We start from the raw sequence: 12,051 nt of genomic DNA, 5'->3' as shown, positions 1-12,051 counted from the left end.
TTACTCGTGGAAAGTCGCTCCTATAATCACCATCCATAAACTGCTGTTCCGGATATGGAACAAATCCGGAGCGAACCGAGAGTCGATCAGAAGGAAGGGTGTGAGATGTCTGAACAATGGGTTTGCGCCGGGCACGCCGGCGCGCTGTCGGAAGACACGCCGATCGAGTTCAAGCGGACCGACGGCGTCGAAATCGGGATCTACCGCGTCGGCGACGAGGTGTATGCGCTCGAGAACGTGTGCCCGCATGCATACGCGCTGCTGACGCAGGGGTTCGTCGACGAAGGCACGGTCGAATGTCCGCTGCACGAGGCCGTGTTCGACATCAAGACGGGCGAATGCCTGAAGGGCCCGGGCGGGCGCGCGCTGAAGCAGTACGCGGTGCGGCTGGCCGGCGAGGAAATCCAGATCAAGGTGGAATGACATGAAAGAAGCGACCGTCAACTTCAATCCCTTCCTGAAGCCGTGGGTGGCGCCGCAGCCGAACAACGTCGCCGGCAAGGGGCAGATCGAGATCCCGGGCCAGGTCGAGAACCGCGTCTGGCAGAACCGCAAGGCCGAGCCGACCCAATATGAAAACGACCTCGGCGATGCGCTCGAACGCGTGTTCGAGAGCGGCGCGACCGAGCTGGACGATGTCGTCGCGGGCCTGAACCGCATCGGCTTCCGCGCGCCGGACGGCACGGCGTGGACGCCCGAGCGCTTCCGCGCCGAAATGGCCTCGCTGGCGGAATGAGCGCGCGCGCCGCGTGACCGCCGACCCGACGACAACCGCATCCGGAGCACACTGATGACGTCCCCCGCACAACACGAAACACAACACGACCCGGTCCGCGACTATCTCGACCGCGGCATCAAGAACTACTGGTATCCCGTCGCCCCGAGCTGGCAGGTGTCGAACGCGCCCGTCGGCCTCACGCGCCTGTCCGAGCAGATCGTGCTGTGGCGCGATCACGAGGGCAAGGTTCACGCGCTGGAAGATCGCTGCCCGCACCGCGGCGCGCGCCTGTCGCTGGGCTGGAACCTCGGCGGCAACATCGCCTGCTGGTATCACGGCATCGAAGTCGACGGCGGCGGCACCGTCAATCGCGTGCCGGCGGTCGCGAACTGTCCGCTCGAAGGCATGAAGTGCGTGAAGTCGTATCCGGTCGAGGAGAAGGCCGGGGCGATCTTCCTGTGGTTCGGCGACGAGGCGCATGGCGAGCCGGCGCCGCTGAACCTGCCGGAAGAACTGGTCGCCGACGAATACGGCCACTTCCTGTGCGTGTCGAACTGGAAGTGCAATTACCAGTACGCGATCGACAACGTGATGGACCCGATGCACGGCGCGTATCTCCACGCGACGTCGCACTCGATGGCCGAAGGCGACAAGCAGGCCGACATGCGCGTGCGCAAGACGGAAACGGGCCTGATGTTCGAGAAGATCGGCCAGCGCGACGTGAACTTCGACTGGGTCGAGCTCGGCGAAACGGGCTGCCTGTGGATGCGTCTCGCGATTCCGTACAAGCAGAAGTTCGGCCCGGGCGGCAACTTCGGGATCATCGGTTTCGCGACGCCGGTCGACGGCGACAACTGCCAGGTCTACTTCTGGCGCACCCGCAAGGTCAGCGGCTGGCAGCGCGACGTGTGGCGCTTCATGTACCGCAACCGCCTCGAGGGCCTGCACTGGGACGTGCTCGAGCAGGACCGCTACGTCCTCGAAAGCCTCGCACCGAACGCGCGCGATCACGAATACCTGTACCAGCACGACGTCGGCGTCACGCGCGTGCGCCGCATGCTGCGCCAGCGCGCGCAGGAGCACCTGTCCGCGCTCGACGCGCACCGTGCGGCGCAGGCCGCGGCGGAGCCCGCGAATGGCTGAGTTCGCACCGGTGGTGTCGCTGCCGGGGCGCCGCGTGCTCGTCACGGGCGGCGCGCGCGGTCTCGGCGCGGCGTTCGTGAAGGCGCTGGTCGCCGCGGGCGCGCGGGTCGCGTTCGGCGATGTGCTCGTCGAAGAGGGCCGTGCGCTGGCCGCGCAACTCACGCAAGCCGGCCACACCGCGCATTTCTTCGCGCTCGACCTGGCCGATCCGGCGAGCGTCGACGCATTCGTCGCGCAGGGCGCGGCGGCGCTCGGCGGCGTCGATGCGCTGATCAACAACGCGGCGATCACGAACTCGGGCGGCAAGCTGTCGACGGAACTCGACGTGTCGACCTGGGATGCCGTGATGAACGTGAACGTGCGCGGCGTGTGGCTCGTCAGCAATGCGGCGCTGCCGCACCTCGCGCAGTCGGGGCGCGGCGCGATCGTGAACCTCGCATCGGACACCGCGCTGTGGGGCGCGCCGAAGCTGCTCGCGTACGTCGCCAGCAAGGGCGCCGTGATCGCGATGACGCATGCGCAGGCACGCGAGTTCGGCGCGCACGGCGTGACGGTCAACGCGATCGCGCCGGGGCTCACCGAAGTCGAGGCGACGGCCTACGTGCCGGCCGAACGGCACGCGTTCTACATGCAGGGCCGCGCGCTGACGCGCGCGCAGGTGCCCGACGACGTGACGGGCCCCGTGCTGTTCCTGCTGTCGGACGGCGCGCGCTTCGTGACGGGTCAACTGCTGCCGGTGAACGGCGGCTTCGTAATGAATTGAATTGAAGTTTTCACTCTGAATGAAGGAGAGGACGATGGCGGACGCAGATCTCGAACGCAAGTCGTGGGACCAGCCGGACGGCGCAAGCTTCGGCGACTGGATGGAAGGGCGTGTCGCGCGCTACGCGACGCGGCGCTACGACTGGGACGCGCTGAAGTTCCAGGCCGACTACGACCCGAAGTATCGCCGTGCGCAGATGCGCTACGTCGGCACGGGCGGCACGGGCGTCGCGAAGGACGTCAACACGGTGCCGGCCGGCAACTTCACGTTTTCGACGATGGTCATTCCGGCCGGCAACATCGGCCCGAGCCACATCCACATCGACGTCGAGGAAATCTTCTTCGTGCTGCGCGGCAAGATGAAGGTGATCTGCGAGCGCGACGGCGAGACCTGGGAAGCGATCCTCGGCGAGCGCGACCTGATCTCGGTGCCGCCGGGCGTGTATCGCACGGAAATCAACATCGGCGAGGAAGACGCGCTGATGTGCGTGATGCTCGGTTCGCCGAAACCCATCACGCCGACGTATCCGCCGGATTCGCCGCTCGCGAAGATCAAGCGCTGAGACGGGGCGGAGCAAGCAATGAGTGTCATCGACAAACGTGAACGCGACCGCACCGCGGCGTTCGCCGCGCTGCTCGGGCAGTTTCCCGAACGGCGCTGCGCGGCCGGCGCGGCGGGCACGATCGGTTATCGCGAGGCCGGCGCGCAGCATGCGGGCCACGCGCTGCCCGTCGTGCTGCTGCACGGGATCGGCTCGGGCGCCGCATCGTGGGTGCGCCAGCTCGACACGCTCGGCGCGTCGCGGCGCGTGCTCGCGTGGGATGCGCCCGGCTACGGCGTGTCGACGCCCGTGCACGGCGCGTCGCCGACGGCCGCCGATTACGCGGCGTCGCTGAACGCGTGGCTCGAGGCACTCGGCATCGAACGCTGCGTGCTGGTCGGGCATTCGCTCGGCGCGATCGTCGCGGGCGGGTTGGCCCGCGAGATGCCCGCGCGGATCGCCGGCCTGCTGCTGATCTCGCCCGCGGGCGGTTACGGCAGCGCGCCCGCCGAGACGCGCGACACGCGCCGCGATGCACGCCTTGCCATGCTCGAGGAACTCGGCCCGGCCGGGCTCGCCGAGCAGCGCAGCGGCAACATGCTGTCGGGTTTCGCGAGCGAGGATGCGCGGGCGTGGGTGCGCTGGAACATGGCGCGCATCGTGCCGGCCGGCTATGCGCAGGCCACGCATCTGCTCGCGAACGCCGATCTCGCGTCCGATCTCGCCGGCTTTCGCGGCCGCGCCGCGGTGGCGGTCGGCGCGAACGACGCGATCACGCCGCCTGCCGCGTGCGAGCGCATCGCAGCGGCCGCGCACGTCGGATTGCAGGTGATTCCGCAGGCCGGTCATGCGGGTTACGTGGAAGCACCGGCGGTTTATTCGTCGCTGATCGACACGTTCTGCCGTCAATGCGATCGCCAACGGGGGCTGGAATGAGCGAACCGTTGCAACAACAGGATGCGGACGCCGCGAAGTCCGAGGCCAACTACGTGGTGCCGGGCCTCGAACGCGGTTTGCGAATCCTCGCCGAATTCTCGCCGCGCGAGCCGGTGCTCGGCGCGCCGGAGTTGTCCAAGCGGCTCGGCATTCCGCGCACGACGGTGTTCCGTCTGCTGCAGACGCTCGAATCGCTCGGCTTTCTCGAGCGCGCGGACAAGGATCGCAACTACAAGCTCGGCATCGCCGTGTTGCGGCTCGGCTTCGAATACCTGAGCTCGCTCGAGCTGACCGATCTCGGCCTGCCGGTGATCGAGAGCCTGCGCGACGCGACCGGCTTCACGACGCACATCGTGATCCGCGACGGCCGCGACGTGGTGTTCGTCGCGAAAGCGCAGAGCCAGTCGCCGGTGTTCAGCTCGATTCGCGTGAACGTCGGCACGCGGCTGCCCGCGCATGCGACGACTCACGGTCACGTGCTGATGGGCGACCTGTCGCTTCAGGCGCTGCGCGCGCTGTATCCGGAAACCACGCTGAACCGGATGACGAGCGCGACGCCGGAGACGGTCGATGCGCTGTACGAAGTGATCCGCGAGGATGCGCTGCGCGGCTACGGCGTCAGCAATTCGTCGTTCGAACGCGGCATTTCGGTGGTTACGGCGCCGGTGCGCAACGATACGCAGCGGATCGTCGCGTGCATCACGGTGACGGTGCCTCGGCCGGAGATCGACGCGACGCTGATCGCCGACGGCCTGATCGACAAGGTGCAGCGCGCGGCGGCGGAACTGTCGCGGCGGCTCAATTACCGCTCGGATGACGAGCACACGTTTATGAAGGCTTTAGGACTCCGATGATTGAGATCGATCTGACGGGGCAGGTGGCGGTGGTGACGGGCGGTTCGTCCGGCATCGGCCTCGCGACTGCCGAGCGGTTCCTGCAGGCCGGCGCGTCGGTCGCGATTTGCGGCCGTGACGGCGAACGCCTCGCGCGCGCGCAAGCGCTGCTCGGCGAGAAATATCCGGGCGCGCAACTGCTCGCCGTGCGCTGCAACGTGCTCGACGAAGCCGATGTGGCCGCGTTCGCGCAGGCCGTGTCCGACCGCTTCGGCCGCGCCGACATGCTGGTCAACAACGCGGGCCAGGGCCGCGTGTCGACCTTCGCCGACACGACCGACGACGCATGGCGCGAAGAGCTCGAACTGAAGTACTTCAGCATCATCCGCCCGACGCGCGCGTTCCTGCCGCTGCTGCGCGACGCACAGGCGCCGACGATCACCTGCGTGAATTCGCTGCTCGCGCTGCAGCCGGAGCCGCACATGGTCGCGACGTCGTCGGCGCGCGCGGGCGTGCTGAGCCTCGTGAAGTCGCTCGCGACCGAACTCGCGCCGCAGCGCATCCGCGTGAACTCGATCCTGATCGGCATCGTCGAGTCGGGTCAGTGGCGCCGCCGCTACGAAGCGCAGGCGCAGGCCGGTGAAAGCTGGGAGGACTGGACGGGCGCGCTCGCCCGCAAGAAGAACATTCCGCTGAACCGCTTCGGCAAGCCTGACGAGGCCGCCTGGGCACTTTTTTATCTCGCAACGCATCTGTCGTCCTATACGACGGGCAGCCATATCGACGTTTCTGGAGGCTTTGCACGCCATGTCTAAAAAAACCACGGTTGGCGAGCTGATTGCCGCCTTTCTCGAACAGTGCGACGTCAAGACCGCATTCGGTGTCATCTCGATCCACAACATGCCGATCCTCGACGCGATCAACTCGCGCGGCAACATCCGGTATGTCGGCGCGCGCGGTGAAGCCGGCGCGGTGAACATGGCCGACGGCCTGGCGCGCGTGTCGGGCGGCCTCGGCGTGGCGTTCACGAGCACGGGCACGGCGGCGGGCAACGCGGCCGGCGCGATGGTCGAGGCGCTGACGGCCGGCACGGCGCTGCTGCACATCACGGGGCAGATCGAGACGCCGTATCTCGATCAGGACCTGGCCTACATCCACGAAGCGCCGGACCAGCTCACGATGCTCGACGCGATCTCGAAGGCCGCGTTCCGCGTGCGCACGGTCGAGACCGTGCTGCCGACGATCCGCGAAGCGGTGCGCATCGCGCAGACCGCGCCGACGGGCCCCGTATCGGTCGAGATTCCGATCGACATCCAGGCCGCCGAAATCGAATGGCCGGAAGACCTCGCACCCGCGCACGTCGCGGTGCGCGAGCACGACGCAGCACGCGTCGCGAAACTCGCCGACGCGCTGGCGGCCAAGCGCCGTCCGCTGTTGTGGATCGGCGGCGGTGCGCGCCACGCCCGTGCGGAAGTCGAACGCCTGGTGAAGCTCGGCTTCGGCGTCGTGACGAGCGTGCAGGGCCGCGGCGTGCTGCCGGAAGATCATCCGGCGACGCTCGGCGCGTTCAACGTGCATGCGTCCGTCGAGGCGTTCTACAAGACCTGCGACGCGCTCGTCGTGGTCGGCTCGCGCCTGCGCGGCAACGAGACGCTGAAGTACAAGCTCGCGCTGCCGCAGCCGCTGTTCCGCATCGACGCCGACGCGCTCGCCGACAACCGCGGCTATCGCAACGAGCTGTTCGTCCACGGCGATTCGAAGCGCGTGCTGGCCGAGCTGGCCGATCGCCTCGAAGGCCGCCTGTCCGTCGATCCGCGGTTCGCGGCCGATCTCGCGGCGGCGCGCGAGCAGGCCGTCGCCAGCGTGTCGGAAGGCCTCGGGCCCTACAAGACGCTGGTCGATACGCTGCAGGGCGCGGTGGGCCGCGACTACAACTGGGTGCGCGACGTGACGATCTCGAACAGCACGTGGGGCAACCGCCTGCTGAAGATCTTCGAACCGCGCGCGGGCGTGCATGCGCTCGGCGGCGGCATCGGCCAGGGCATCCAGATGGGCATCGGCGCGGCGCTGGCCGGCGCGGCGGCGAAGACGGTCTGCCTGGTCGGCGACGGCGGCCTGATGGTCAACGTCGGCGAGCTCGTGACGGCCGTGCAGGAAAACGCGAACGTGATGATCGTGCTGATGAACGACCAGTGCTACGGCGTGATCCGCAACATCCAGGACGCGCACTACGGCGGCCGCCGCTGCTTCGTGCAACTGCACCAGCCGGATTTCGCGCAGTTCTGCGCAAGTTTCGGCCTCACGCACTACCGGATCTCGTCGCTCGACCAGGCTGAAGCGATCGTGCGCGAAGGAATCGCGAAGGAAGGGCCGGTGATGGTCGAGGTCGACATGCTGTCGGTCGGCTCGTTCGCATCGGCATTCGCGGGCCCGCCGGTGAAGAAGGAAGAAACGCCGTCGGAGCGGCAGTATGCGTAACGGCCACGCCCGCGGGCATGCGCCCGTCGACATCGCGATGATCGGCTTCGGCGCGATCGGTGCGGCCGTGTATCGCGCGGTCGAGCACGATGCCTCGTTGCGCGTCGCGCACGTGATCGTGCCCGAGCACCAGCGCGACGCGGTGCAGCGCGAGCTCGGCGGCGCGGTGGAGGTCGTGTCGTCGGTCGACGCACTGGCCCGCCGCCCCGAGTTCGCGCTCGAATGCGCGGGTCACAGCGCGCTCGTCGATCACGTCGTGCCGCTGCTGAAGGCCGGCACCGATTGCGCGGTGGCATCGATCGGCGCGCTGTCCGACCTCGCGCTGCTCGACGTGCTGTCGCGGGCCGCCGACGAAGGCGACGCGACGCTGACGCTGCTGTCCGGCGCGATCGGCGGAATCGACGCGCTGGCGTCGGCGAAGCAGGGCGGGCTCGACGAGGTGCTGTACGTCGGCCGCAAGCCGCCGCTCGGCTGGCTCGGCACACCCGCCGAGGCGTTGTGCGACTTGCGCGCGATGACCGAAGAGAAGGTCATCTTCGAAGGCACCGCACGCGACGCCGCGCGGCTGTATCCGAAGAACGCGAACGTCGCGGCGACGGTCGCGCTCGCGGGCCTCGGCCTCGACGCGACGCGCGTGCGCCTGATCGCCGATCCGGCCGTCGCGCGCAACGTGCACCGCATCACCGCACGCGGCGCGTTCGGCGAGATGTCGCTCGAAATGAGCGGCAAGCCGTTGCCCGACAACCCGAAGACGTCCGCGTTGACCGCGTACAGCGCGATCCGCGCGCTGCGCAACCGCGCGGCCCGCTGCGTGATCTGAGCGGGCGACGCAGCCATTCGGGCCATTGAACGGCCGCCGGCGCCACGGCGCGGGCGGCTGCGCAGAGACAGATTTGTGGGACTTGTGACATGACTCCATTCGATACGAGCCTCGTACCCAACGGCGACATCCTGATCGGCGGCGAGTGGCGGCGCGGTCGCGGCGCGCCTTACGCGAGCATTTATCCGGCCGACCAGTCGCTGAACATGGAAGTATCGACGGCGAACGCGGAAGACGCGGCCGACGCCGTCGTGGCCGCCGACGCCGCGTGGCGCCGCGCGGACTGGTCCGGCCTCAAGCCGCACCAGCGCGCGCTGGTGCTGTACCGGATCGCCGACCTGATCATGCAGCGTCACGAGGCGCTCGCGAACCTGCAGCGCCGCGACAACGGCAAGCCGATCGGCGAGACGCGCGTGCTGGTGGCGAGCGCGGCCAACACGTTCCGCTATTTCGCGGCGTGCCTGGAGACGCTCGACGAAGAACTGACGCCGTCGCGCGGCGACTACCTGACGATGAGCGTGCACGAGCCGATCGGCGTGATCGCGGCGATTACGCCGTGGAACTCGCCGATCGCATCCGACGCGCAGAAGCTCGCACCGGCGCTCGCCGGCGGCAACGCGGTGGTGCTCAAGCCGGCCGAAGTCACGCCGCTCGTGTCGCTCGCGCTGGCCCGCATCTGCGAGGAGGCCGGCGTGCCGAAGGGCGTGCTGAGCGTGCTGCCCGGCAAGGGCTCGGTGATCGGCGACGTGCTGGTGCGCCATCCGCTCGTGAAGAAGGTGTCGTTTACCGGCGGTACCGAAGTGGGTCGCGGCATCGCGCGCATCGCGGCGGAAAAGCTGATGCCCGTGTCGCTGGAGCTCGGCGGCAAGTCGCCGACGATCGTGTGCGACGACGCGGATCTCGATCACGCGGTCAACGGCGTGCTGTACGGCATCTTCAGTTCGTCGGGCGAGGCGTGCATCGCGGGTTCGCGGCTGTTCGTGCAGCGCTCGGTGTACGACGAATTCATGAAGCGGCTGGTGGCCGGCGCGCGCAAGCTGCGCGTGGGCGACCCGACGCGGCCCGACACGCAGATGGGCCCGCTGATCACCGCGAAGCATCGCGAATCGGTGGAGCGTTACGTCGCGCTCGGGCTGGAGGAAGGCGGCCGTCTGCTGTGCGGCGGCGAGCGTCCGTCGGGCGACGGGCGCGAGGACGGCTTCTTCTACCAGCCGACGATTCTCGAAGGCTTGCCGAACAGCGCGCGCATCTGCCAGGAGGAAATCTTCGGACCGGTGCTGGTCGCGATGCCGTTCGACGACGAAGCGTCGCTGATCGCGCAGGCGAACGACAGCGTGTTCGGCCTCGCCGCTGGCATCTGGACGCGCGACTACAAGCGCGCATGGCGCATCGCGCGCGCGCTCGAGACGGGCACCGTCTGGATCAACACGTACAAGCTGTTTTCGATTTCCACGCCGTTCTCGGGCTGGAAGGAGAGCGGGATGGGCCGCGAGAAGGGCCGTCTCGGCATCCGCGAGTACATGCAGCAGAAGAGCCTCTACTGGGGCTTGAACGACGCGCCGCTGCCGTGGGCGAACTGAGCGAAGGGGAATGACGCAATGAGCATCTTGGGTATCGAGCAGATCACGTACGGTGTCGACGACCTCGCGACGTGCCGGCGCTTTTTCGCCGACTGGGGGCTGAAGGAAGTCGCGCACGACGACACGCGCGCACGCTTCGAAACGCTGAACGACTGCACCGTGCTGGTCGTCAAGGCCGACGATCCGTCGCTGCCGCCCGCGTTCGAGGCGGGCCCGACGCTGCGCGAAGTCACGTGGGGCGTCGCGACGCAGCAGGAAGTCGACGCGCTGCGCGCGAAGCTGGCCGGCCAGCCCGGCTATTACGCGCAGGACGATGCGGTCGGTTGCATCGACCCGAACGGCATGGCGATCCGCATCGAGGTGACGCGCAAGCGCGCGCTCGACATCACCGGCTCGCCGTCGAACGTGTGGGGCCGGACGGCGCGGGTCGACCAGCCGAGCCCGATCTATGCGCGCGCCGAGCCGGTCGAGGTCGGCCACGTCGTGTTCTTCACGAACTGCCTCGACGCGCAGGAAAAGTTCTATCACGAGCTGCTCGGCTTCGAGACGTCGGATCGCTATCCGGGCCGCGGCGCGTTCATGCGCTGCGCGCCTCACGGTGGCCACCACGACCTGTTCCTGCTCGCGTTGCCGAACGGAAAGCGCGGCCTGAACCACGTCGCGTTCACCGTGCGCGATATCCACGAAGTGTTCGGCGGCGGCATGCACATCGACCGCTGCGGCTGGGAAACGCAACTCGGCCCGGGGCGTCATCCGGTGTCGTCCGCGTACTTCTGGTACTTCCAGAATCCGGCCGGCGCATTGATCGAGTACTACGCGGACGAGGACGTGCTGACGCCCGAATGGCAGCCGCGCGAATTCGAGCCGGGCCCGACCGTGTTCGCCGAATGGGCCGTCGACGGCGGCCTCGACGGCAATACGCGCCGGCAAAAGAACGCGAAGGCGCCGGAAGGCAAGTTCATGACGGAGCGCAAATCATGACCGAAGCGCACACGCAAGCGCCGGCCGTGCCGGGCACGGTCGTCGTGGTCGGCGGCGGCCAGGCCGCCGGCTGGGTGCTGAAGACGCTGCGCGCGGAAGGGTTCGCGGGCCGCCTCGTGATGATCGCCGACGAGCCGCACCTGCCGTACGAGCGCCCGCCGCTGTCGAAAGCCGTGCTGGCGGGCGATGCCGACATCGAAACGGTGCGCGTCGTGCGCCCGGACGAATTCGACGCGCTGAACGTCGAGGCGTGGCAGCCGGAACGCGCGGCGTCGATCGACCGTGCGCGCCGCGTGGTGAAGACCGAAAGCGGCCTCGTGATCGAATACGACCGCCTCGTGATCGCGACCGGCGGTACGTCGCGTCGCTTGCCCGACGCAATCATCAGGACGCCGAATCTGCACTACCTGCGCACGCTCGACGAAGCGGCCGCGCTCGGCGAGAAGCTGCGTGCGAGCCGGCGCGTGCTCGTGATCGGCGGCGGCTGGATCGGCCTCGAAGTCGCCGCGACCGCACGCAAGCTCGGTGTCGAAGCGGTCGTCGTCGAAGGCGCGCCGCGTCTGTGCGGGCGTTCGGTGCCGCAGATCGTGTCGGACTTCCTGCTCGACCTGCATCGCGCGAATGGTGTCGACGTGCGCCTCGGCGCGGCGCTCGCGTCGCTCGACGCGCAACCGGACGACGCGTCGAAGGTGCGCGCGACGCTCGCCGACGGCACGACGATCGATGCGGATTTCGCGGTGGCCGGCATCGGCCTCGCGCTGAACGCGACGCTGGCGAGCGACGCGGGCCTGGCGATCGACGACGGTATCGTCGTCGACGAATTCGGTGCGACCAGCGACCCGGCGATCTTCGCGTGCGGCGACGTTGCGAACCATCACAACGGCTGGCTGAAGCGGCGCGTGCGGCTCGAATCGTGGGCGAACGCGCAGAACCAGGCGATCGCGGCCGCGAAGGCCGTGCTCGGCGTGCGCGCGCCGTACGCGGAGATTCCGTGGTTCTGGTCCGATCAGTACGACGTGAACCTGCAGATCCTCGGCGATCTGCCGGCCGACGCGCAGCTCGTCGTGCGCGGCGATATCGCCGCGCGACGCGCGACGCTGTTTTTCGTAGGCGATGGGCATGTGAGAGGTGTCATCGCCATCAACAACGCACGCGAGCTCAAGCTCGCACGCAAGTGGATGAACCAGGGCCGGGCAGTGGATACGGAAGCCCTGGCGGACACGACCAAAGCGCTTGCCTGACCGGCGAACGATCCAGG

The 12,051-nt window shown here is 68.4% G+C and carries 13 protein-coding genes; all 13 read left to right on the top strand.

The window, feature by feature from the left end; translation table 11 throughout:
• Positions 1-105: 105 nt before the first annotated feature.
• The 13 genes from WS49_RS08445 to WS49_RS08385 all read left to right on the top strand — a co-directional run bounded on the left by WS49_RS08445 (position 106) and on the right by WS49_RS08385 (position 12,034).
• Positions 106-423: a non-heme iron oxygenase ferredoxin subunit gene (locus tag WS49_RS08445; protein ID WP_006758060.1), complete on the top strand. Its 318-nt coding sequence runs from the start codon at positions 106-108 to the stop codon at positions 421-423.
• Between the two features lies 1 nt (position 424).
• Entirely contained in the window at positions 425-736 is a 312-nt protein-coding gene (locus WS49_RS08440) for a recombinase-like helix-turn-helix domain-containing protein (RefSeq protein ID WP_059526461.1), read from the top strand.
• Positions 737-790: 54 nt separating this feature from the next.
• Positions 791-1,861 (top strand): aromatic ring-hydroxylating dioxygenase subunit alpha, encoded by a 1,071-nt coding sequence (locus WS49_RS08435; RefSeq protein WP_059526458.1) that lies wholly within the window; start codon positions 791-793, stop codon positions 1,859-1,861.
• A complete protein-coding gene (locus tag WS49_RS08430; protein WP_059526455.1) occupies positions 1,854-2,624 on the top strand; it encodes an SDR family oxidoreductase in 771 nt (256 codons plus the stop codon). The genes WS49_RS08435 and WS49_RS08430 overlap by 8 nt, the downstream gene beginning before the upstream one ends.
• Positions 2,625-2,658: 34 nt before the next feature.
• A complete protein-coding gene (locus WS49_RS08425) occupies positions 2,659-3,186 on the top strand; it encodes a cupin domain-containing protein (protein ID WP_059526452.1) in 528 nt (175 codons plus the stop codon).
• 18 nt (positions 3,187-3,204) lie between these two features.
• Complete coding sequence (locus WS49_RS08420) at positions 3,205-4,101, top strand: alpha/beta fold hydrolase (protein WP_059526449.1); 897 nt, start codon at positions 3,205-3,207, stop codon at positions 4,099-4,101.
• Positions 4,098-4,955 (top strand): IclR family transcriptional regulator, encoded by an 858-nt coding sequence (locus WS49_RS08415; protein ID WP_059526447.1) that lies wholly within the window; start codon positions 4,098-4,100, stop codon positions 4,953-4,955. Before WS49_RS08420 ends, WS49_RS08415 begins: the two co-directional genes overlap by 4 nt.
• Entirely contained in the window at positions 4,952-5,749 is a 798-nt protein-coding gene (locus WS49_RS08410; RefSeq protein ID WP_059526445.1) for an SDR family oxidoreductase, read from the top strand. The genes WS49_RS08415 and WS49_RS08410 overlap by 4 nt, the downstream gene beginning before the upstream one ends.
• Positions 5,742-7,412, top strand: coding sequence for a thiamine pyrophosphate-binding protein (locus WS49_RS08405; RefSeq protein ID WP_059526441.1), 1,671 nt, complete (start codon positions 5,742-5,744; stop codon positions 7,410-7,412). The genes WS49_RS08410 and WS49_RS08405 overlap by 8 nt, the downstream gene beginning before the upstream one ends.
• Positions 7,405-8,232, top strand: a complete 828-nt coding sequence (locus tag WS49_RS08400; protein WP_059526438.1) for an aspartate dehydrogenase — start codon at positions 7,405-7,407, stop codon at positions 8,230-8,232. Before WS49_RS08405 ends, WS49_RS08400 begins: the two co-directional genes overlap by 8 nt.
• 89 nt (positions 8,233-8,321) lie before the next feature.
• The gene (locus WS49_RS08395) at positions 8,322-9,812 is read left to right on the top strand and encodes an aldehyde dehydrogenase (protein ID WP_059526435.1); all 1,491 of its coding nucleotides are present in this window, start codon (positions 8,322-8,324) and stop codon (positions 9,810-9,812) included.
• Between the two features lie 18 nt (positions 9,813-9,830).
• Complete coding sequence (locus WS49_RS08390; RefSeq protein WP_059526432.1) at positions 9,831-10,793, top strand: VOC family protein; 963 nt, start codon at positions 9,831-9,833, stop codon at positions 10,791-10,793.
• Positions 10,790-12,034 carry an NAD(P)/FAD-dependent oxidoreductase gene (locus tag WS49_RS08385; RefSeq protein ID WP_059526429.1) on the top strand — a complete coding sequence of 415 codons (1,245 nt, stop codon included), beginning with the start codon at positions 10,790-10,792 and terminating at the stop codon, positions 12,032-12,034. Before WS49_RS08390 ends, WS49_RS08385 begins: the two co-directional genes overlap by 4 nt.
• The last annotated feature ends 17 nt before the right edge of the window (positions 12,035-12,051 follow it).

Source organism: Burkholderia sp. RF7-non_BP4, from assembly GCF_001521935.1.
In the GTDB taxonomy this organism is placed as follows: Bacteria; Pseudomonadota; Gammaproteobacteria; order Burkholderiales; family Burkholderiaceae; genus Burkholderia; species Burkholderia diffusa.
The sequence above is the reverse complement of the archived record's forward strand: the minus strand, read 5'-3'. Positions and strand labels throughout refer to the sequence as shown.